Raw genomic sequence first — 22154 nt, 5'->3', positions numbered from 1 at the left:
TTCTAGATATCGTCCGATGCTTCTTCAATTGTATCTGTCAATCTCTTGCTAAAGTGAACCGCCGCATTATAGCCCATCCGCTTCAGACGGAAATTCATCGCTGCCACCTCACAGATGACGGCCATATTTCGCCCAGGACGAACAGGAATCGTAATCTGTGGAATTTCCGTATCCATGATCTTAAGCGTCTCTTCATCAATTCCAAGACGTTCATAGTGCTTCTGGGCATCCCATAGCTCCATACGAATAACTAAAGCGATCCGCTTATAATTTCGCACCGCTCCTGCTCCAAACAGGGTCATGACATTAATGATGCCGAGGCCGCGAATCTCCAATAGATGCTGGATAAGCTCAGGCGCGCTCCCGATAAGCTGATTTTCTTGCGTCTGGCGGATCTCCACTGCATCATCCGCAATGAGGCGATGACCCCGCTTGACCAACTCGAGGGCCGTCTCACTCTTCCCGATCCCGCTTCCGCCAACTAATAGCACCCCAACCCCATAAACATCGACGAGTACTCCATGCATGGTCGTAACAGGAGCGAGTCGTCCCTCAAGATAAGTTGTAAGCTTGCTCGACAGCTTGGTCGTAGGAAGGGTGGAATGCAAAATCGGGACTCCTGTTTCTTCCGAAGCAGCGATTAATTCCTCAGGGATCTCTAACTCACGCGCCACGCAAATACAAGGGGTTTCCTTTGAACAAATCTTTCGAAACCGCTCATTTCTCTCTTCCACCGTTAACCCTTGGATATATCCCATTTCGGTTCTTCCGAGCAATTGAATGCGTTCCGCATTATCATATGTATAATAGCCCGTTAGCTTCAGGCCTGGGCGATTAATATCGCTGGTTTTGACCTCTCGCAGCAGTCCTTCCTTGCCGCTGACGACCCTGAGTTCAAACTGCTTCACTATGTCTTTGACTACCGTCCTTCTCATATGTCCTCCCCCTTACCTTATGCATGAATCAAATGAAAGATATTCCTATTCTACCATCATTAGAAAAGCTAGTCCAAAAAAGGACTAGCTTTTAAGGGGTTAGAGCTTTTTCTTCCAACAGTTTCAGATGCTCTTCGGTGCGCTTGCGGTCCCGTTCCAGGATCGGAGCTAAATATTGCCCAGTGTAAGACTCTTTGACTTGGCATATTTGTTCAGGGGTACCCGTCGCAACGATGGTTCCTCCTTTATCCCCACCTTCTGGACCCAAATCAATGAGATAATCGGCCGTCTTGATCACATCAAGATTATGCTCGATAACGAGAACGGACTCGCCTGCCTCAACCAAACGAGCCAAGACCTTCAACAAACGATCGATGTCATGAATATGCAAGCCTGTCGTCGGTTCATCTAAAATATAGAACGTTCGACCCGTACTTCTTCGATGCAGCTCGGAGGCCAGCTTCACGCGCTGAGCTTCCCCACCGGATAAGGTCGTGGCAGGCTGCCCGAGCCTCATATAGCCTAGTCCCACATCAAGTAATGTGGCAAGCTTACGGTGGATCTTTGGAATGTTTTTGAAGAATTCCACAGCATCCTCAATTGTCATGTCCAACACTTCCGAGATGTTTTTGCCCTTGTATTTTACATCCAGGGTTTCACGATTGTATCTTTTCCCTTTACAGATCTCACACGGTACATAAACATCCGGCAAGAAGTGCATTTCAATTTTAATAATTCCATCCCCACGGCAAGCTTCGCAGCGCCCGCCCTTCACGTTGAAGCTGAAGCGCCCTTTCTTATAGCCGCGTACCTTCGCTTCGTTCGTTTGAGCGAAGACATCGCGAATGTCATCAAAAACTCCCGTATAAGTGGCCGGATTGGAGCGAGGGGTTCGTCCAATAGGAGACTGATCAATATCAATGACCTTATCTAATTGATCGATCCCTTCAATCTTGCGGTGAGCACCCGGCTTGGCCTTTGCTCGGTTTAAATCCCTTGCTAACACTTTATGCAAAATTTCGTTGACGAGCGTACTTTTACCGGAACCAGAAACGCCTGTTACACACGTGAAAAGGCCAAGAGGGATTTTCACGGAGACATTCTTCAGGTTATTCTCCTTTGCCCCTTTGATCTCGAGCCACTTGCCATTCGGCTTGCGTCGTTCTCTTGGAATGCCGATAAACTTCTTACCGGAAAGATACTGTCCAGTCAGAGACTCGTCATCATTCATAATCTCTTCTGGTGTCCCCTGAGCCACGACTTTCCCTCCATGGACGCCTGCCCCAGGACCAATGTCAATGATATAATCCGAAGCCATCATGGTATCTTCATCATGCTCTACGACGATAAGCGTATTACCTAAATCTCGCATGTGTTCCAGCGTCTTAATCAATCGGGTGTTGTCACGTTGATGCAAGCCGATACTCGGCTCGTCGAGAATATACAGAACGCCCATGAGGGATGAACCAATCTGGGTAGCAAGACGAATCCGTTGCGCTTCCCCGCCTGAGAGCGTTCCGGCTGCCCGGTTGAGAGTCAAGTACTCTAGACCCACATCACGCAGGAAGGACAAACGCGACTGAATCTCTTTCAAGATCAAGCGGGCAATCGCAAGTTCCTTTTCACTTAACTGCAACTGCTCAAAAAACTGATAGGCTTCCATCACAGATTTTGAAGTCACAAACGAGATATTCTCTCCATGAATGCGAACACAGAGCACCTCTGGGCGAAGGCGATATCCTTTACAAGAAGGGCAGGCCTTTTGGCTCATGTAGAGCTCAATCATCTCGCGAACGTAATCGGAAGTCGATTCCGTATAACGTCGCTGAAGATTGTGAACGACACCTTCAAAGAAAATCTCCGCATCCCGCTTTGTCCCAAATTCACTTTCATAAACGAACCGGAACTTTTCTGTCTTATTCCCAAACAACAGAATGTCTACTTGCTCTTTCTTTAGCTCCTCTACTGGAACATCCATCGGAATCTCAAAGTGACGGCATACCGAGGAAATTAACTGTTCGTAGTAATTGGATGTTGAGCTGTTCCATGGTTCTAAGGCTCCATCGTTGATCGACTTGGTCCGGTCTGGAATGACTAAGTCCGAATCTACCTCCATCTTCATCCCAAGTCCATCGCAAGTGGTACAAGCTCCATACGGACTATTAAACGAGAACATCCGGGGCTCAAGCTCCGGCAAGCTAAATCCGCATTGAGGACAAGCTAGGTTCTGGCTAAATAACAGCTCTTCCTGCTCCATCACATCCACGATGACTTTACCCTCTGCTAGCTTTAATGCGGTCTCCAGAGAGTCAGCCACACGAGAATGAATGCCTTCTTTAATCACAATTCGGTCTACAACAACTTCAATCGTATGCTTCTTGTTCTTTTCTAGCTTGATCTCTTCGGAAAGATCCCGAATCTCTCCATTCACCCGTACGCGGACAAAGCCCTGCTTGCGAATATCTTCTAGGACCTTTACATGCTCTCCTTTGCGTCCCTCAATCAGTGGAGCGAGAATCTGCATTTTCGTGCGTTCTGGGTACTCCGTAATGCGGTCTACCATTTGCTCAACCGTCTGTGCACTGATCTCGATGTCATGGTTCGGACAATACGCTTTCCCAATTCGGGCAAATAAGAGACGCAGGTAGTCATAGATTTCGGTTACGGTCCCCACGGTGGAACGTGGGTTTCGACTCGTTGTTTTCTGATCTATAGAGATCGCGGGCGATAACCCCTCAATCGAATCCACATCCGGCTTTTCCATTTGACCTAAGAATTGACGAGCATAGGCCGATAAAGATTCCACATAGCGACGCTGGCCTTCCGCGTAAATCGTATCAAAGGCAAGGGAAGACTTCCCTGAACCAGATAAACCCGTTAAGACGACGAGTTGGTCACGAGGAATCGTAACATCGACATTTTTTAAGTTATGGGCTCTTGCCCCTTTTATCACAATATTCTCTAGGCTCATCGCCAAATCATCCTTCCGCTTTCAGCTCAATTAACAGGTCACGCAGCTCTGCCGCTCGCTCGAACTGCAAGTGTCTTGCTGCGTCCTTCATCTCGGCTTCGAACTTCTCGATCAGGGCCTTGCGCTCCTTCTTTGTTAGCTTCTTGTATTCCTTCTGCGGCAAATAATCCTCTGTCGTCTCGGCTGCTTTCGTGGCTTCAATCACATTGCGGATCGCCTTTTGGATCGTTTGCGGAGTGATGCCGTGCTTCTCGTTATAGGCTTCCTGGATTTTACGACGACGCTCTGTCTCGGCAATCGCTCGCTCCATAGACTGCGTCATCCGGTCCGCATACATAATGACTCGACCTTCCGCATTCCGCGCCGCACGTCCTATCGTCTGAACGAGGGAACGTTCATCCCGCAAGAAGCCTTCTTTATCCGCATCCAAGATCGCAACGAGGGAAACCTCAGGAATATCTAACCCCTCACGGAGCAAGTTAATCCCAATCAATACGTCAAACGTCCCCATCCGTAGATCGCGAATGATCTGCATCCGTTCAATCGTTTTAATGTCGGAGTGCAGGTATTTGACTTTCAAACCGATCTCTTTTAAATAGCTGCTAAGGTCTTCAGACATCTTTTTCGTCAGAGTAGTCACGAGGACTCTCTCATTCTTAGTAATTCGCTCGTTAATCTCGCCGATCAGATCGTCAATCTGCCCTTTAATCGGACGCACCTCCAACATCGGATCGAGCAGCCCCGTCGGGCGGATCACCTGTTGGACCACCTCAGGGGTATGCTCTAATTCAAAAGGGCCTGGCGTAGCGGAAACGAACACGATCTGCTCAATATGCTTCTCAAATTCATCAAAACGCATCGGGCGGTTATCTGCAGCAGATGGCAGACGGAATCCGTGATTAATGAGCATTTCTTTTCGTGCTCGGTCCCCGTTGTACATCCCCCGAATCTGCGGAAGTGTTATATGGGATTCATCTATCACGATTAACATATCGTCAGGAAAATAATCAAATAACGTATAAGGAGTTGCACCAGCAGGCAGTCCAGTCAAGTGACGGGAATAGTTCTCGATTCCCGAGCAAAAGCCCATCTCCTGCATCATTTCTATATCGTAGCGGGTTCTTTGCTCTAAGCGCTGAGCCTCGAGCAGCTTCCCATTTTCACGGAAAAAGGCCAGTTGCTCTTCGAGCTCTTTCTCAATATTTTCGATGGCTATTTTCAGCTTTTCTTCTCTCGTCACATAGTGAGACGCTGGGAAAATCGCCACATGATCACGTTCCCCTACAATCTCCCCTGTCACGACGTCAATTTCGGTGATTCGTTCTACTTCATCCCCAAAAAACTCAACACGAAGAGCCTGTTCACTACGAGAAACAGGAAAAATTTCAACTACGTCACCGCGAACACGAAAGGTTCCACGAGTGAAGTTGATATCGTTTCGCTCATATTGAATATCGACAAGCTTATGAAGAACCTCGTCGCGTCCCTTCTCCATCCCGGTGCGTAAGGAAAGAAGCAGTTCCTTATATTCTGTCGGAGAACCCAAACCATAAATACAAGAAACACTGGCCACGATAATGACATCACGGCGCTCGAACAAGGAGCTGGTTGCCGAGTGACGAAGCTTATCGATTTCGTCGTTTACGCTGGCATCCTTCTCAATATACGTATCGGAATGAGGAATATAAGCTTCTGGTTGATAGTAATCGTAGTAGCTTACGAAATATTCCACAGCATTTTCCGGGAAAAACTCTTTGAACTCACTGCACAATTGAGCCGCTAAGGTCTTATTATGAGCGATCACGAGAGTGGGTTTGTTGATTTGGGCAACCGTCTGAGCGATGGTAAAGGTTTTTCCTGTCCCCGTTGCCCCTAGCAGCGTCTGAAACTTTTTTCCGCCGTGAATGCCCTCTACCAGTTCGGCGATCGCTTGAGGCTGATCTCCTTTCGGCTCGTACTCTGACACCAATGTAAACCGTTCTGTCACTGTATATCCCTCCTTTTATCATCTAAACGAGAAAACTTGGCAGATGCCAAGCTTCGAATGTGCTTTCTATGTGAATACGGGTAGGACGCAAAGAGCCTTGCCCATGGAACGGGCAAGACTTCCTCACTCTACTCTGTTAGTTTCTTATCCTTCAGGAGTCTTCGAGCTAAGAGATAGCCCGCTAATAAAGAAAAAGTTCCGATTGCCATAATAACAGGACCATGGCTGTATCCTTCAAAAACGGCCATCAAAATACCGACCGTTGCGATTAACCCCACAATCGTATTCAAAGAGAATCGCGACAATCCCGCCATCAGTGCAAAAGGCACCAGCAGGGCAATCAGCACCTTCCCTATTGTTATTCCTTCCATGTTCCCTCTCCCCTTCTCCCCTAGGCACCCTTATCAATCTGCTGCCGAATCAGGTGAACCAAGCTGACCGGCTTCATATCTACATAGAATGGGGTATGGTCATCTGGAGCTAAAACTAAACCCAACTGATGATGCTCCCCTTGATAAACGGCCCGCTGTAAATACTTGATGTGCCCTTCTACATTTCTTACTTCCATTTTACAAAAGGCCGAATTGAGTTGCAATGCTGGATAGAAGTCATCGGCCTCTCGAACGTCTGATCCGTTCACCTTAAGAATGATGTCTCCCGCTACGATTCCCATTTTTTCCGCTGGTGTAGCAGGAAGCACGGCAAGCACGACAATGCCTTGGCCCAATTGTGTAAAGATTGGATGTCCTTTCCCTTCACGCCAGTTTCCGAATCGAATCATGCCTTCATGACCGACAATCGCAAAGATCGCTCCCATCAGCCCCGCCCACAAGAAATAATGTGTAGACCAAGCAAAACCGAGAAGAATCAGGCTATATAGTAGAAGTCTTCGAGATGAGGCTCTTGCCTTCTGCTTTGGCAATTGGGATATCGCGACTTCAGCGAAGCCAATTGCAGCCGGAAAGAGCATCAAAGCAAAGCTTGTCCCAGCCACAGAAAGAAGCATGGGCCACCAAGAAGGGGCTGACATGGACACATTCGAAGTTGCCGGAACGATAACAAGCAGAGGCAACAACCAGAACTTCTGCATCTGATAAGCTCCTAACAACCTTCCGCGCTTTCCTCGAATGAACAAGGGAGATCCCCCTCGTCCACGATTCAGCTTCACTAAAAAAGCTTCAGCGATATGCAAGATTGCCGCTACACCTAGAATGGAAGGGAGATGAACTTCCCCCATGAATTCCCAACCCCCACTCATCCAGGTGAGATCCTTTCCCTGTGGCCATAGCTGCACGAGGAAAGCCGCGAGTGCATACCATCCAGCAGCATAAGCAAAGCACAAATATTGAAGTTGGAACAGAGCCAATACGAGACTAAGTCCGCCTATGATCCAGAAGTCCCATGGGCGAACGGCAACCCCTAAGACAAACAGTAAACCGGATGCCAAGATCCCCCCGAACAAGCCATGGACCACGGAATGAAACCACTGTTCCCAAGGATTATTATAACGAACATGATAAAGCTTCCGTTCAAATTGAATCTGCCGATAGTAATGCCTCCAAAAAAGAAGCAAAAACAGATAAAGTAACGGATTCAAGAAAAAAGATGGAAGTACCGTGACGAATCCAGCCACTTAATAGTCCTCCGTTTCCGTGAACGAAATGGAAAAAGGTAATGATAGTGTTCATCTACCATTACCTTTTTCTACATTTTACTACAAACTTCCTTCTATTGGGAGGTTATTTTTTTGCCTCTTTGTCCAGAACCTGGATCGCGGCCTGAAGCTGTAAGTCATTGGCTGGATCCTTAATTTTCTTTACCAACTGTTCTTGAAGCATAGCCGCTGTTTTCTCATCGACTTCCCCCGTCATCGGAAGCTCGTTTAGTTTCTGGAATGCTTTAACTGCTGTCACCGTCTTTTCATCAAAGTATCCATCTGTCCGTCCTGCTGGGAAGCCTAATCCTTCTAGAATCATCTGCAAGTTGTGAATGGCTTCTCCATTCTGGTCGTACTTCAGGTTACCTTCCTCAAGACTAATGGGTGCTGCGAAGAAGTACTTCGGCTGTTCAATGGCCACCGTAGGCTCCACCCCTGTTTTATTAATCCATCCTCCAGAAGGGGTCAACCACTTCGCAATCGTCATCTTCACTTGACTTTTATCTTCGAGCTCCATCGAGTTCTGAACCGTACCTTTACCGAAGCTAGTCTGACCTACAATTTTATAACCATTTTCTTTTAGCGCACCAGCCAGAATCTCAGAGGCACTGGCGCTTCCTTTATCAATCAGAACTGTAATCGGGTAAGGCTTCTTCCCATCAAGCTTTGATTTCATGACTTCTCGGGTGCCTGAAGTATCCTCGACTTGAAGGATAACGCCTTTATTCGGTACAAGCAGATGACCCATGTCAACAACAACATTCAGTAATCCGCCTGGATTCCCGCGCAAATCAATGATGAGGCCGTCCACCTTTTCCTTTTCAAACTTCTCTAGCTCTTCCTTGAAGCGAGTTCCCGTATTCATCGAGAATTGCGTGACTTCAATTTTTCCGAATGTCTTGCCATTCTTCTTAATCGTCTCGCTGTAAACGGTCTCGAGCGGAATCTCATCCCGAACGACAATAACCGTTAACGCATCCCGTAAACCCGGGCGGATGACTTCTAGCTTAGCTTCCGATCCCTTCGGACCTCTAATTTTCAATACCGCTTCATATAAATCTAGCCCTTCCAAAGATTCTCCGTTCACACTGATCACTTGGTCATGAGGGCGAAGACCCGCCTTCTCCGCTGGAGATCCCTTAAACGGAGAAACGATGGTCACCTTTCCTCCCTCCATCGTCACTTCAGCACCGATCCCTTGAAAAGAGGAATGAATCGATTCGGTAAATTGCTCCGCAGACTTCGGATCCATATAAACGGAATACGGATCTTCGAGGGAGTTAATCATCCCATTAATTGCTCCATCGACTAGCTTTTGCGGATCTACTTCCTCTAAATAGTTCTGTTGAATCATGCCGTACACTTCATAAATCTTCTTCAAACTCTCCGCTTCCGATGGCGCTACCCTATTCCCTATATTGGGAGCTGAGGGTGCAGGGGAAGTTAACCCAACCTTATCGAGAAACGTGGATAAAGTTTGTCCGAGTACACTTCTCTCCGAGTCCATCGCCACCATGGTAAACAGACTGCTAAACACCATGGTAAGACCAAGCAGAGCTGCTAACGTGCTGCCCTTGATCCGCAATCCATCCACACCACCTTTTTCCCTGTCTTATTGGTCCCCCTAAAAGGAGTCCACCTCAAAGTTCGTCCCATTTAGTATATGATGGCACCAGACCGGATATGAACTTAAAGCTTATACTCTGATCTTAACGCATCCTTCATGCTTTTGCCACTTCTAGCGAAGATAACCCATAGGGTCAACAACCGTTCTTCCCTTATAAACCCCAAAGTGCAAATGCGGGCCCGTCGACCTTCCCGTGGAACCTACCTCAGCAATTTTTTGCCCTTTCTTCACTACCTGATTTTCCTTCACGAGGAGTCCACCTTCACGGATGTGACCATAGATTGTGGAGAGATCTCCACCATGATCTATACTGATCATATTCCCGTACCCTCGTACATATCCGGAGATCAGAACGACTCCATCGGCTGCAGCCACGATCGTTGTTCCTTGTGGCGCTCCGATATCCAAGCCGTTATGACCCGCCGTTTTTCCCGTAAACGGATCCTTCCTCAAACCAAATTGAGAAGTGATCCGCGAGCTGTCTGGAACCGGCCAAGCAAAACGTCCACCTGTATACTTTTTCTGTTGCAAAAGCTTATTCTTCTGCGATAAGGCAGATTTCATCTGGCCCATCAAATCAAGCATGGCCTGTTCCTGCTCCAGCTTCACTTCTTCTAATTCGACTTCTTGTTGTTCAAGTTGAGCAATGGCCACCGTCCGCTCTTTTTGCTGGTGCTTTAATTCATTTTTCAGTTGACTCGTCTGTGCATAAAGACCTTCAAGATTAGCCAAATGCGTATCGACTTCCACTTTTTTGATTTCAATCGTTTCCTTATCTTTGACGTTATCTTCTAGGATCTTGACATCAGAATCTACGATAAGCTTCACGGCATCTAACCGATTGAGAAAATCTCCGAAATCTTTAGCGCCAAGCAACACTTCCAAATACGAGACATTCCCCATCTCGTACATAATTTTCACTCGGGTTTTCAATAATTCATCCCGTTCTTCTACCCTTTTCTCCGCTTCATCCAATTGGACAGCTGCGTCTTGGGCCTTGAGTGTCGTGTCCCCGATTTGTCGGTCCAGCGTCTGGATTTTCTCTTGGGTCGTATTCAGTTTTATTTCTATCGTAGCTAGATCCTGTTTCACTTCTGTTTTTCTCGATTCAATCACTTGGATCTGGTTATCGATCTCTGAGATGCGGTTCTCCGCTGCTTTCTGTTGATTCTTAATCTGTGCAATCTTCTGGTTGATTTTGTCCAACGAGCTTGCTGCTTGTCCATAAAATGGGGTAAGCATGGTTAGAGATAACGCACAGGCAACGAGTAAAGGGGTCTTCCGCATAATATCCTCCCAGTAGTTTTAAACTTTTAAGAAACGATGGATCGAAACGATACTTCCCCAAATGCCAAGAAAAGCTCCTATTCCTAAGAGCAACCCACCCACCTGCCAAGCGAGCGGATCTAGAGGAAGCAAATCAATAAAGTACAAATTCAAATCTTCTTTCACAAAATCTATTAAATATTTATAGCCGGCTAAAAGTAATAGAGTGGGAATAATCGCACCCAGTCCACCCATCATTAACCCTTCCACAAAGAACGGCCAGCGGATAAAAGAATTCGTGGCTCCTACCAGCTTCATGATTTCAATTTCCTTGCGTCTGGCAACAATCGTTAGTTTAATCGTATTAGCAATCAAAAACATGGCGGTAAAAGCTAAGGCAACAATAAACGCAATCCCAATATTTCGCATCGCGGTCGTGATGGTAAAGAGCTTCTCTATCATGCCCTTTCCATAGTTCACCTTTTCTACGTGCGGGAAGTTCTTCACTCGCTCGGCAATCATCGCTGTGTCTCTCGGATCCTTCGTCCTCACCACGAATTCATCCAATAGTGGGTTTTCTTTCTCTAGCCCTTCAAACAAGTAGGCACTCTCGCCAAAGCTTTCCCGGAACTTCGCCAGACCTTCTTCTTTCGTTACGAAGGTCACCGTCTCTACTTGAGGGATGGCTTGAAGTCTTTCTCGTACCTTCTCCGCCTGATCCATGTCGGTTTCCTTCTTCAGGATCACGCGCATCTCTACTTGACTCTCGACCGTCTCAGCAATGTGATTCACGTTTAGGGCCATTAACAAAAACACACCCAGTATAAAAAGGGTAATCGCTACGGAACTCATGGAGGCAAAAGACATCCATCCATTACGGCCGACATTGCGGAACCCTTCCCGAACATGGCGGCCAACCGTTCTAATCTTCATAGCCGTATTCCCCTCTCATTTGATCGCGTGCGATTCTCCCTGCTTCGATCGCTACCACCCGCTTGCGTAGTGTGTTTACAATTTCACGGTTATGGGTTGCCATCACGATCGTCGTTCCTCGCAGGTTAACCTCCTCGAAGATGCGCATAATCTCCCATGAAGTTTCCGGGTCGAGGTTTCCAGTTGGTTCATCTGCAATCATAGTTCCAGGGTTATTCACCAGAGCGCGAGCAATCGAAACGCGTTGCTGCTCTCCTCCCGACAGCTCCGAAGGATAAGCCCGAAGCTTATTCTTTAATTTCACGAGCTCTAGCACTTCCATGACACGGTTCTTAATTTGCTTTTTCGGGGCTTCTACTACTTCCATGGCAAAAGCAATATTTTCATAGACAGTTAGTCTAGGGAGCAGCTTGTAATCTTGGAATACAACGCCTATACTCCGACGCAGCTTTGGGATCTGCCGTTCTTTCATTCGGTCAACATGGTATCCATTAAGAATAATCTTGCCTTGGGTTGGTTTTTCTTCTCGATACATCAGCTTAATGAAGGTCGACTTCCCCGCTCCACTCGGACCGACTACATAAACAAATTCGCTTTTATTAATTTTTATATTAATCTCTTTTAGAGCCTCTGTCCCGTTCGGGTACGTCTTGGCTACGTCTATCATCTCTATCATTCTCGTATTCACCTCTTCTAAAAGAAAGCAACAGGTTACCCTGTCTGAATAAATCGAAGAACTATAAGGCCACTTCGACATGGTTCTGGACAATCCTCACATGATTCCCTAGTATTTCCTAGGAAATGACAGCTTTCGCTAAAGGAAACCCAACTAACATTATACCATTGCTGTCAAATAAATTCTTGGTCATATTTTATTAAATTACGCATAAAGATTGTGATAGTGCAGCCTCGTTGGCGTCCTGTCAACCTGGCTGCACTTCATGTGGTTTTTTTGAAAGAGAGGGGAGAGAAAACAGTAGTGCAAAAGGTGCATAAACGTTTACTTGCTGTTTTAGTTGTGTTCGCACTCATCTCAAGTGTACTAGGTTGGGTTTATTGGTATGGGAATCGTCCTGATATCCCCCATGGAGTTTATCTCTACGATTGGCATATTGGAGGAATGTTACCTAGTCAAGTAGAGGAAGAATGGAAGGAGAAAGCAGATCAAATCCTAAATAAAGAAGTGGAGTTAATCCTCCCCGACTCTATCCAGGATCAGGTGGAAAGGTCTTTGCCATTAAAAGAGATTCTAGATCTACGTGAAAAAGAAGTAATGCATGACTTATTAAGCTTTCAGAAAGAAGCAAGTGTCTGGAAGAGAGCCTTGTACAGATGGGAAGCAAGACAGGGGATCGAGTATAGGGTATCGTTTGAGTGGAAGGAAGAGGAGCTCCCCCGAACCTTTAGGAAACGCTGGCCCGAACTATTCGAATCTCAGCCAAAAGAGGCTAAACGAATCATTACACCTGAAGATGAAGTGAAATTTGAAGACGATAAGTCCGTTCAACACCCTGATTTAGTTGCTTTGAGTGAACAAGTGCAAAAGCTGACAGCCGAAGAGATCTGGACACAATCTGCTTACTCCATTACGGTACCTCTTAAAGAAATTCGAGCCCAAGTAACAAAGGAACATTTAGTTGAAGAAGGCATTTCCCGAAAGCTTTCCGAATTTACCACCTCCTACTCCACCCAAACGGATGGTAGAACCCACAATGTGGAGGCTACTGCTGCCGTTCTACACGACACCATTCTCCGCCCAGATGAAATCTTCAGCTATCGTCAAGTGATTCAAGAGACCGAAAAAAAGTTTGGCTATAAACCAGCTCCCGTCATTTTGAATGGCGAAATTACTCAAGGAATCGGTGGCGGTGTATGCCAGATATCGACAACCTTGTACAATGCTGTCCTATTATCTGACTTAAAACTAGTAGAAAGAAGAAATCATTCGTTGCCTGTCAGTTACGTTCCACTTGGCTTGGACGCCACGTATACGGACTGGGGAATCGATTTTCGCTTTCAGAACACGACAGGAAAGCATTTACTGGTCCGAACAGAAGCGAAGAATGGGAAACTGACTGTGAAGTTATTCGGTACGGGGCCTGAGGGAAAAGAAATTAAGATCCAAACGGAAACGGTTCGCGTGATTCCACCAAAAGTAGAGACCAGAAAAGACCCAACGTTAAGTGCAGGCCAAACCAAGGTCATTAGGGAAGGAAAATCCGGCTATCAGGTTCATGTCTATAAACTCGTAAAAGAGGAAGGGAAGCCTGATCAGAAAATCCTTATTTCGAAGGATACGTATAAACCGCAGCCTAAAGTAGTCGCTGTAGGAGGGTAATCAAAGGTTTCAGGCGTTAGAAAAGGAGTTAGCGGGATCGCTAACTCCTTGTTAATTTATGAGGTCTTCTTTAATTTTAACTGTTCGTAATCATTAAGTTTCTTATCTAATAGTTGGCTTACTTCAACAAGCCTTGGATTAGAAAAACTACCTATCTCTCGGCTCATTTCATTTAAGCGGCGGCGAAGAAAATAAATCTCTTCCAACAAAGCATCCATACAAAATTTATTACTGGATGATGTAGACTCCATATATACCATGGACACTCCCCCCTACCTACTTGATTGAGAACTTGGCTGATCTTGTCTCCCCCATACTAATACCTTGGTATTCAACCTTATGGCTGTACCTTAGGGCTTAGTTCCTATTATGTATATTCTACGCAGCCCTAATAATTCCTGCCCAAACCCTCAAAAAAGTTGGTTTTACAATATTTACCTGCAAACTTCATTATGCCCTATTACCCTTCGGTATAAACAATAAAACGCGAGACTCTATTTGGTTATTCGTTTGTCTTACATATCATATTCAAGATCCATGATTTATTGAACTAGGAAAATAAAAAATACACACAAAAAGTGCCTGGACCCAAAAGCTACGCCCAGACACCTCATATTAAAGATCAATCTCAATTTTCTCTTTGTGTTGTACAACCCATTGCTCTGTTGGAAGCTTGATCTCTTCCATGTAGGCGATTTGTTTCTCAACCTGATTCTTCGCTGTTCCACCCTGCACATCACGGGCATTGACAACTTGGACCACGTCGATAGCCTTATAGATATCTTCTTCGAATAAAGAAGAGAATTGGTGATACTCTTCTAGGCTTAGGTCTAGCAAGTATTTGTTCTCCTGGATGCAGTAAAGAACGGTCTTTCCAACTACTTCATGAGCTTGACGGAATGGTAAACCTTTATTCACAAGGTAATCAGCCAAGTCTGTCGCATTGGAGAAATCTTGCGTAACGGCCTTACGCATATTCTCCTTGCGAACCTTCATGGTTGCGATCATGGGGATAAATAAAGACAGAGCGCCATGCAACGTCTTCACCGTATCGAACATTCCTTCCTTGTCCTCTTGCATGTCCTTGTTGTATGCCAGAGGTAAGGACTTAAGTACTGTAAGCATTCCTACCAGATTGCCGTAAACTCGTCCGGTTTTCCCACGTACAAGCTCAGCTACATCTGGATTTTTCTTCTGCGGCATAATGCTGCTTCCCGTACAGAACGCATCATCCAACTCCACAAAAGCGAATTCATTGCTTGACCAAAGAACCAATTCCTCACATAGACGAGAAAGATGTGTCATGATCAAAGAGGCATTGCCAAGAAACTCGACGATGAAATCACGATCACTTACTGCGTCAAGAGAGTTCATATAAATCGTATCAAACTTTAACAACTCCGCTGTATATTCGCGGTCAATAGGAAACGTTGTTCCTGCTAAGGCACCAGCTCCTAGCGGAAGCATATTGATTCGCTTCCAGCTGTCCATTAAACGCTCAGCATCACGCTGAAGCATAGCCACATAAGCCATCAAATGATGAGCAAATAGGATCGGCTGAGCGCGTTGTAAATGCGTATAACCAGGAAGAATCGTATCAAGATTCTCCTTCGCTTGTCCGATTAAAGAATCTTGAAGCTTAGAAATCAATTCGACCAGTTCAATCACTTGTTCACGAAGATATAAGTGCATATCTGTGGCTACTTGGTCATTGCGGCTGCGCCCGGTATGCAGCTTGCCGCCTACCGGACCCACTTCCTCTATCAAGAACTTCTCCACATTCATATGAATGTCTTCGTTCTCGATCGTAAATTCCAATTCTCCATTTTCGATCTTGGATGCAACCTTCTTCAAACCAGTCTTAATCGTCTCCACATCTTCTAGAGGAAGGATGCCGCACTTGCCAAGCATGGTAACATGCGCTAGGCTTCCTGCGATATCTTCTTTCCAAAGCTGTTGATCGAATTGAATCGAGGCTGTATATTCTTCAACTAATTTATCTGTTGCTTTTGTAAATCTTCCACCCCAAAGCTTCATTGCTTGACCGCTTCCTTCTTATCTATGATGACCGCCTTCGGCGTGTTACTGTTTAAGTGTTCGCGATTCACTTGAGAATATACCTTCGTTGGCATTCCATAAAGCTGGATAAATCCAAGAGCTGCCTTATGATCGAACGTATCCTCTTCTCCATAAGTAGCAAGTTCCATATCATATAGAGAATGAACGGATTTACGGCCTACTACAATCGCATGCCCTTTAAACAATTTCACACGGATGGTTCCTGTTACGAACTTCTGAGTTTCTTCCACGAAAGCATGCAAAGCGTCCATAATCGGGGAGAACCAAAGTCCTTCGTAAATCATTTGAGAAATCTTATGTTCGATAATTGGCTTGAATTGAGCCACTTCGCGAGGTTGAGTCAAGAATTCTAATTCACGGTGAGCCAAGATCAGCGTCATCGCTCCTGGAGCTTCATAAACTTCACGGGACTTGATACCAACCAAACGGTTTTCTACATGGTCAATACGTCCAACTCCGTGCTTTCCAGCGATGGCGTTCAATTCTAGAATCAATTCGCTTAAAAGCATTTCTTTTCCATTGATAGAAACAGGCTTACCTTTAACAAAATCAATTTCAATTTCTTCTGGAGTATCAGGAGCATCCTCTATCCCAACGGTTAGATCATAAGCACCTGCTGGCGGCTCTGCCCAAGGATCTTCCAATACGCCGCACTCGCAAGCACGTCCCCAAAGATTCTGGTCGATGCTATAAGGGTTATCTAGGTTAATCGGAATCGGAATCCCGTTCTTTTCCGCATAAGCAATCTCTTCATCACGAGTCATTCCCCATTCACGAACAGGAGCTACAATCTTCAAGTTCGGATCAAGAGCGGTAAAGGTTACGTCAAATCGTACTTGGTCGTTTCCTTTTCCTGTACAACCATGAGCAACAGCTACAGCGCCTTCTTCTTTCGCGATATCCACTAATACCTTAGCAATCAATGGACGAGAAAGAGCGGAAACCACTGGATACTTTCCTTCATACATGGCATTCGCCTTTAGTGCAGGAAGCACGAACTCTTCAGCAAACAATTCCTTCGCATCTACAACGTAGGACTTAATCGCGCCAACTTGGAGGGCTTTATCACGAACAAACTCAAGATCTTTTCCTTCTCCAACATCCAAGCCAACAGCAATCACATCATAATTGTAAGTGTCTTGAAGCCACTTAATGGCAACAGAAGTATCTAAACCACCAGAATATGCTAATACAATTTTTTCTTTACTCATAACTCTATCTCCTTTTATCTTCTATGTTATATGAATGAATATTCGTCTTAGTTAATAAAAATGCATAACGTTCTCTCTGTGTAACATTATGCATCATGTGTAATAAAAATTCAATAGTTTTTTTGAAAAAACAAAAGGAATCCAGTATGATCTGAATTCCTCCATTTATCCTTATTCTAAGTGTTCAAAGCGCTCTACATTCATTACAAACACTGTAGCTCCACCTACCGTAACATTCACGGGTGGGGACGTCATATTCAGTCCCGTAATACTTGGTGGGTAAAGAGTCATAGGGATATCCCGCTTCTTGCATTGCCTCTTAATGATTCCAAATACAGTTTCCACATTCCCCTCATCCACACCGATCATCACCGTCGTATTCCCTTGACGCAGGAACCCTCCTGTACTTGAAAGCTTCGTGACACCAAATCCATTCTTGGTCAGTTCCTTAGATAGATTCACCCAATCCCGATCTTGGATCACAGCTAGAATCATCTTCATCCTATCCCACCTCCTTCTTCTACCTATCGCAGAATTCCTTTTGTCCATTATACTACTCTAAACTGAATTTTTAAATTATTATATGTACATTTGTACAAATTTGTTTGTATAATTTTTGAACATAGCCCATAAAATGATAGGATCAAACGAACCGGAAAGTGGGGACATACCCATGCAGTATCAGAAACTTCGGGGGCGATTAGGCTGGATCTTGCTTGTCATCCCTATTTGGGCAGTCTTTTATCATATAGAAGAATGGACCCCTCTCCTTGGTATGTTAGGCTATTTCTTGTTCGGATTAGCGGGGCTCATCTGGATGAGTGTGGTTCAGGACCGAGAAGAGGAGAAATGACGATAGTTCGTGACCATAGAGTTGTTGATTTTTTTCATGAGTTTCCCACCTAGAAGATGTGATATTAGGCGGTTGGGTCCGATGTTATTTGTAATCATTCTAGTGGCGGGAGTATGATTCGCTATTTCGGGAGAAAACAGGCCGTTTATTTGGGATCGTTCCTGCTATGTGAGATTGAGGTCTAAGATCGTGACAAAAATGAAGAAATACGTGAGTATATTACTAAAATCGTGAGTATCCGGTAAGAACAGGCTGACCTTGACCTCTTGAATTGTTTTTACATCTATTAATTTTAGAGAAACCTTAAAAAACAAGCGATTATCGATAAATAGGATGACGTATCTGACTCTTATGGCCCCATTTTTGAATTAAATTATAAAAATGCACCCCAAAACCATCACTAAACGAAAAAAGCACGAACCGACAGGTTCATGCTTTTTCCCTTTACTATGTATAGCTGGCGGAAAACATCCGCCATATAAATAATACCGGCACGTAAGAAATGCTATAAGCCAGGTTCTGTACTTCTGTACTCATATCGGCAGCCAGCCTGGTACCTGAAGTCATAGTCATTTAACTATCGGTCTGTGCGACCGATCCGCCCTTTTGGTTCATTTCCCGCTGGGCGGTGCCCCTACCATAATTTGGGTTGCTCACTCGTGGGGTTTACCTCGTTCCACTTCTTCCGTTTCCGGAAGAACTCCGTCACTGTGGCACTTTCAGGGTATTCGCACCATAGCACATAAATGCCTTAGGATACTTTCCCCGCCGTCAGCCGGCCGTAACCGACTGCCCTACCTTGCGATAGGCACGAACACTCCGGGCATCTCAGCTCCGGGCGAGCCTGGACTTTCCTCTACCTGCTCATATGTCAGGCAGCGACTATCCGCATCTCTTACAGGATATCTATATTTTACGCTTAAACGAAAGCAACTTCAAGCTCAACTCGTTTACATGATGTAATTTATCACGGATACCACCTCATAAGCAATGGTAAGTTCCGGATGAGACTGTTTTTGCTTGTGCCTTATCGGCTGTTTCGTGTTCCTAATATACCTCAGGTGAACCCTCGATATCAATGGTAGATAAAACCTACTTACTTCTCTTCTTTCGAGGAGTCCAGTTTCTTCATGCTATCGTACATGCGATCCAGACGCTCTTCGACTCGCTTGAAGATCGTATCAGCTGATTCTCCAGTTAGAATTTCAATGCCTTCTTCAACCGTTTTCACCGACCAGATATGAAACCTTCCTTCTTGAACGGCTTGCACCACATCCTCCTTTAATCCGAGGTTCTTGACATTCTGGTGAGGAATCATCACGCCTTGCTGTCCCGTCAAACCTTTTTCTGCACAGACGTAGAAGAAGCCCTCAATTTTTTCGTTTACTCCGCCGATGGGTTGAATCTGACCCTTCTGATTCACCGAACCTGTCACCGCTATGCCTTGACGAATTCCCACGCCAGAAAGAGATGACAATAAGGCGTATAACTCCGTACTTGAAGCACTGTCTCCATCAATGATACTGTACGTCTGCTCAAAGGTAATACTCGCCGATACCGGAAGCGGACGAGTTTGGGCAAACTTGCCGTTGAGATAGCCGCTTAGGATCATTAATCCTTTATCATGAAAGTTCCCACTTAAGGAAGCTTCTCGTTCAATATTCAAGATCCCTTTCCGGCCCAAATAAGTCTGGACGGTAATGCGGTGCGGCTGGCCGAACGCGTAATCCCCCATTTGCAGGACTGCCAATCCATTGATCTGACCCACTTCTACTCCTTCCGTATCCACCATCAAGGTTCCATCCGCGATCATTTCACGAATTTTCTCCGCAATACGATTGGTACGGTATTCTTGTTCCTCTAGAGCTTGGCGAACATGGGATGCGCCCACAACCGTTTGCCCTTCTTGCTCCGCCCAGAAGCTGGCTTCAACAAGCACCTTAGCCAAGGTATGAAACTTTGTGGACAGCTTCCGTTGGTCTCCGGCAATACGGGAGCTATGATTAATAATGTTCGCTAAAGCCTCCCTATGGAATGGCAATAGAGATGCTTTTTCCGTATATCTTTTGACAAAACCAGCAAATTCCCGAATATGCTCTGGTGAGCGATCCATATCATGATCGAACTCTACTTTAACTTTAAAAATTTTATGAAAGTCCTCATCCCATTGCGCTAACAAGTGATAGAGATAAGGGTTGCCAATCAGGATCACCTTCACATCTAAAGGAATCGATTCCGGCTTAATGCCCGCAGTGGAAATCAAGGCTCTCTCCTCTAAGATGTTTTCCATGCGGAGTTCCCTTGTTTTCAACGCACGCTTCAGCATCAGCCAGGACATGGGATTCGACAATAACTCAGCTGCCTGCACGAGAAGGTATCCACCGTTGCTTAAATGAAGGGCCCCTGGCTTAATCATGGTGAAGTCGGTGGCCATCGATCCGAAAGCACTCTTATACTCCACTTTCCCGAACAGATTGTAGTAGCTTGGATTCGTCTCAAACACCACGGGGCTTCCTTCGGCTTTTGTTTGATCGACCAAAACATTCACTTTGTAGCGTACCAGCTTCTCTTTACTATCGCCTTCAAGGAACGGCAGCAAGCTCGCTTTCTCTGACTTCTCGCTCCCTTGGAACAATCGGTAATTCTCCACCACATCCTTCTGCATTCCTTCTAGGTAGGTTAAGACCTTCGCATGCTCGGCATAAGTGTCTCGCAGTTGTTCGAATAGCTCCGCTGTAGCCGTTCGAGCGGTTTCCTTTTTCAGTTCACTGTAATCCTCTTCCATTTGGCGTTCAATCAGCTGAACTCGACGCGCGGCTTCGGTGACCTCGGCTTCGATCTCCTTGCTTTTCTGGTTGAGCTCATCTCTCATGGAGTCCGGCATAGCCTTAAATTCTTCAGGACTTAAAGGACGACCAAAGCGTAGAGGCACAGTGGCCATCCCTTGCGCTGTCTTTTCGATTCCAAAATTGTGGTCTTTCACATATTGTTCAAGCTGCTTCCAGATCTTCTCGACTTGATCGTTAAAAGCCTTATGTACTTCTTTGCGTTTCTTCTCGAAATCTTCACTCGCAAAAGCGGAACGGATGGTTCGCTCGAGTTCTTTTACCAAATGATCAATCTCTTGTTTAAATACATTGGCTTGACCTGCGGAAAAAGACAAGGCCATCGGATGGTCCGGATGATCAAAGTTATAAACATAACACCAGTCCAGTGGTACCGTTCCATGGATCGCGACTTCCTTCACCTTAGCCTCAGCGTAAGTGCTTTTTCCAGAACCGGAAGGTCCTACAATAAAAAGATTGTAGCCCGGCTGCTTGACCTTCAGCCCAAATTCAATCGCCCGCGCCGCTCTCTCTTGACCGAAGATGACGTCTGTTAGCGCTTCAATTTCCTCTGTTGTCTCAAACGGAAAATCTTCCGGCCTATAAGCCCCTCTTAACAATTCGGTGGGGACTTTCCCTTGTTCGTTCATCTCTATCCCTCCCCTATTCAAAAGAAAGGGCACAAAGAAAAGCACTTCTTTGTACCCCATCGGCTCTACTCTATCGCTGTTCTTCGTCTTCCTCCGGAGCCTCTCCTTCTGTTGGTGTTGAAGAATCAACAGGTGGAAGGCTCTGATGGACGCCTGTTACCTTATCAAGTGTAAACTTATCGTTTCCTACCATAATTTCAAGGAGACCATTCTTAAGTGTAACCGATTGTACGATTCCGCTCTGATCGAGCTTCCCTAAATTATAGTCAATCTTCTTCCCCACAAGAGAGAAGTAAGCCATGGTATCTTGTAACAAGTGCTTCTGGTCATGTCCTTGAAAGTTCATCTCTTTAATTTCATTGGGGAACACAACACCATCGTCGACCTTCAAGATGATCCGATCCCCTTCAAGAGATACCCCTTCCACGGTTGCCTGCTTCACGACAATGGATCGCTGGTTGGTTAATGTATCGACCTTTACCTTCTCGTAGGTGATTTCTTTTCCAACCAGATGCGTATATTCCATGACGTTCAGCTTCTTATCGGCTACAGCTTCCTTAATTTGGTTTACTCCTTCGAGAATCCCAAAGGTAGCCGTATTCAAAATTTGGTTGAGATCATTGGAAGGCTGCGTGGGGTCTTGGTTCTTCAGCTGCTCAATCAACAGCTTGAAAAAATCCTCTTGCCCTAGTTCCTTCTTTAATGTGCGTCCCTTGCTGAAGTAATCTTGGAAGTTTGTTTCACTAATGACCCGAGACATCTCAACCACCTGCTCTCCCATAACATATTAGCACCATTATACAGCAAAAAAACTTGATGACG

The 22154-nt window shown here is 45.5% G+C and carries 17 protein-coding genes and 1 other RNA gene; 2 read left to right on the top strand and 16 right to left on the bottom strand.

Going from position 1 to position 22154, the window contains the following annotated elements:
* Positions 1-2: 2 nt before the first annotated feature.
* From hprK to ftsE, 9 genes are all read right to left on the bottom strand, one after another.
* Positions 3-935 (bottom strand): HPr(Ser) kinase/phosphatase, encoded by a 933-nt coding sequence (gene hprK, locus EIZ39_RS21940; protein ID WP_129202914.1) that lies wholly within the window; start codon positions 933-935, stop codon positions 3-5.
* 91 nt (positions 936-1026) lie between these two features.
* Positions 1027-3906, bottom strand: coding sequence for an excinuclease ABC subunit UvrA (gene uvrA, locus EIZ39_RS21935; protein ID WP_129202912.1), 2880 nt, complete (start codon positions 3904-3906; stop codon positions 1027-1029).
* Positions 3907-3913: 7 nt separating this feature from the next.
* The gene (uvrB, locus tag EIZ39_RS21930) at positions 3914-5893 is read right to left on the bottom strand and encodes an excinuclease ABC subunit UvrB (protein WP_129202910.1); all 1980 of its coding nucleotides are present in this window, start codon (positions 5891-5893) and stop codon (positions 3914-3916) included.
* 128 nt (positions 5894-6021) lie between these two features.
* Positions 6022-6264 (bottom strand): DUF2198 family protein, encoded by a 243-nt coding sequence (locus tag EIZ39_RS21925; RefSeq protein ID WP_129202908.1) that lies wholly within the window; start codon positions 6262-6264, stop codon positions 6022-6024.
* A gap of 20 nt (positions 6265-6284) precedes the next feature.
* The gene (locus EIZ39_RS21920; protein WP_129202906.1) at positions 6285-7526 is read right to left on the bottom strand and encodes a PDZ domain-containing protein; all 1242 of its coding nucleotides are present in this window, start codon (positions 7524-7526) and stop codon (positions 6285-6287) included.
* A gap of 106 nt (positions 7527-7632) precedes the next feature.
* A complete protein-coding gene (locus tag EIZ39_RS21915) occupies positions 7633-9090 on the bottom strand; it encodes a S41 family peptidase (protein ID WP_240675906.1) in 1458 nt (485 codons plus the stop codon).
* A 198-nt stretch (positions 9091-9288) separates the two neighbouring features.
* On the bottom strand, positions 9289-10464 hold the full coding sequence (locus tag EIZ39_RS21910) for a murein hydrolase activator EnvC family protein (protein ID WP_129202904.1): 1176 nt from the start codon (positions 10462-10464) through the stop codon (positions 9289-9291).
* 18 nt (positions 10465-10482) lie between these two features.
* Positions 10483-11376, bottom strand: a complete 894-nt coding sequence (gene ftsX, locus EIZ39_RS21905) for a permease-like cell division protein FtsX (RefSeq protein WP_129202902.1) — start codon at positions 11374-11376, stop codon at positions 10483-10485.
* Entirely contained in the window at positions 11366-12052 is a 687-nt protein-coding gene (ftsE, locus tag EIZ39_RS21900) for a cell division ATP-binding protein FtsE (protein ID WP_129202900.1), read from the bottom strand. Before ftsE ends, ftsX begins: the two co-directional genes overlap by 11 nt.
* Positions 12053-12355: 303 nt before the next feature.
* On the opposite strand from ftsE, the gene EIZ39_RS21895 reads away from it, so the two are divergent.
* On the top strand, positions 12356-13714 hold the full coding sequence (locus EIZ39_RS21895; RefSeq protein ID WP_164985250.1) for a VanW family protein: 1359 nt from the start codon (positions 12356-12358) through the stop codon (positions 13712-13714).
* 56 nt (positions 13715-13770) lie between these two features.
* Here the strand turns inward: EIZ39_RS21895 and EIZ39_RS21890 are convergent, their stop codons facing one another.
* From EIZ39_RS21890 to EIZ39_RS21875, 4 genes are all read right to left on the bottom strand, one after another.
* Positions 13771-13974 carry an aspartyl-phosphate phosphatase Spo0E family protein gene (locus EIZ39_RS21890; protein WP_164985249.1) on the bottom strand — a complete coding sequence of 68 codons (204 nt, stop codon included), beginning with the start codon at positions 13972-13974 and terminating at the stop codon, positions 13771-13773.
* Positions 13975-14329: 355 nt separating this feature from the next.
* Positions 14330-15751: an argininosuccinate lyase gene (argH, locus tag EIZ39_RS21885; RefSeq protein WP_129202894.1), complete on the bottom strand. Its 1422-nt coding sequence runs from the start codon at positions 15749-15751 to the stop codon at positions 14330-14332.
* A complete protein-coding gene (locus EIZ39_RS21880) occupies positions 15748-17004 on the bottom strand; it encodes an argininosuccinate synthase (RefSeq protein WP_129202892.1) in 1257 nt (418 codons plus the stop codon). The genes argH and EIZ39_RS21880 overlap by 4 nt, the downstream gene beginning before the upstream one ends.
* 171 nt (positions 17005-17175) lie before the next feature.
* Positions 17176-17505, bottom strand: coding sequence for a cyclic-di-AMP receptor (locus tag EIZ39_RS21875; RefSeq protein WP_129202890.1), 330 nt, complete (start codon positions 17503-17505; stop codon positions 17176-17178).
* A gap of 172 nt (positions 17506-17677) precedes the next feature.
* On the opposite strand from EIZ39_RS21875, the gene EIZ39_RS21870 reads away from it, so the two are divergent.
* Entirely contained in the window at positions 17678-17857 is a 180-nt protein-coding gene (locus EIZ39_RS21870) for a hypothetical protein (protein WP_129202888.1), read from the top strand.
* A gap of 503 nt (positions 17858-18360) precedes the next feature.
* Here EIZ39_RS21870 and rnpB read toward each other — a convergent pair.
* From rnpB to EIZ39_RS21855, 3 genes are all read right to left on the bottom strand, one after another.
* Positions 18361-18751, bottom strand: an RNA gene (rnpB, locus tag EIZ39_RS21865) — RNase P RNA component class B.
* Between the two features lie 202 nt (positions 18752-18953).
* A complete protein-coding gene (locus EIZ39_RS21860; protein WP_164985248.1) occupies positions 18954-21332 on the bottom strand; it encodes an ATP-binding protein in 2379 nt (792 codons plus the stop codon).
* Between the two features lie 70 nt (positions 21333-21402).
* Positions 21403-22092, bottom strand: a complete 690-nt coding sequence (locus EIZ39_RS21855; protein ID WP_164985247.1) for a flagellar hook capping FlgD N-terminal domain-containing protein — start codon at positions 22090-22092, stop codon at positions 21403-21405.
* Between the last annotated feature and the right edge of the window lie 62 nt (positions 22093-22154).

Source organism: Ammoniphilus sp. CFH 90114, from assembly GCF_004123195.1.
GTDB lineage: Bacteria > Bacillota > Bacilli > Aneurinibacillales > RAOX-1 > YIM-78166.
The sequence above is the reverse complement of the archived record's forward strand: the minus strand, read 5'-3'. Positions and strand labels throughout refer to the sequence as shown.

What these genes read in the sequence shown, in the direction of transcription:
- uvrA (WP_129202912.1), bottom strand. Translation starts at nt 3,906, where the DNA reads ATGAGCCTAGAGAATATTGTGATAAAAGGGGCAAGAGCCCATAACTTA.
- EIZ39_RS21890 (WP_164985249.1), bottom strand. Translation starts at nt 13,974, where the DNA reads ATGGTATATATGGAGTCTACATCATCCAGTAATAAATTTTGTATGGAT.
- EIZ39_RS21880 (WP_129202892.1), bottom strand. Translation starts at nt 17,004, where the DNA reads ATGAGTAAAGAAAAAATTGTATTAGCATATTCTGGTGGTTTAGATACT.
- argH (WP_129202894.1), bottom strand. Translation starts at nt 15,751, where the DNA reads ATGAAGCTTTGGGGTGGAAGATTTACAAAAGCAACAGATAAATTAGTT.
- EIZ39_RS21910 (WP_129202904.1), bottom strand. Translation starts at nt 10,464, where the DNA reads ATGCGGAAGACCCCTTTACTCGTTGCCTGTGCGTTATCTCTAACCATG.
- EIZ39_RS21875 (WP_129202890.1), bottom strand. Translation starts at nt 17,505, where the DNA reads ATGAAGATGATTCTAGCTGTGATCCAAGATCGGGATTGGGTGAATCTA.
- hprK (WP_129202914.1), bottom strand. Translation starts at nt 935, where the DNA reads ATGAGAAGGACGGTAGTCAAAGACATAGTGAAGCAGTTTGAACTCAGG.
- EIZ39_RS21860 (WP_164985248.1), bottom strand. Translation starts at nt 21,332, where the DNA reads ATGAACGAACAAGGGAAAGTCCCCACCGAATTGTTAAGAGGGGCTTAT.
- EIZ39_RS21915 (WP_240675906.1), bottom strand. Translation starts at nt 9,090, where the DNA reads ATGGTGTTTAGCAGTCTGTTTACCATGGTGGCGATGGACTCGGAGAGA.
- EIZ39_RS21925 (WP_129202908.1), bottom strand. Translation starts at nt 6,264, where the DNA reads ATGGAAGGAATAACAATAGGGAAGGTGCTGATTGCCCTGCTGGTGCCT.
- ftsE (WP_129202900.1), bottom strand. Translation starts at nt 12,052, where the DNA reads ATGATAGAGATGATAGACGTAGCCAAGACGTACCCGAACGGGACAGAG.
- ftsX (WP_129202902.1), bottom strand. Translation starts at nt 11,376, where the DNA reads ATGAAGATTAGAACGGTTGGCCGCCATGTTCGGGAAGGGTTCCGCAAT.
- EIZ39_RS21870 (WP_129202888.1), top strand. Translation starts at nt 17,678, where the DNA reads ATGCAGTATCAGAAACTTCGGGGGCGATTAGGCTGGATCTTGCTTGTC.
- EIZ39_RS21855 (WP_164985247.1), bottom strand. Translation starts at nt 22,092, where the DNA reads ATGTCTCGGGTCATTAGTGAAACAAACTTCCAAGATTACTTCAGCAAG.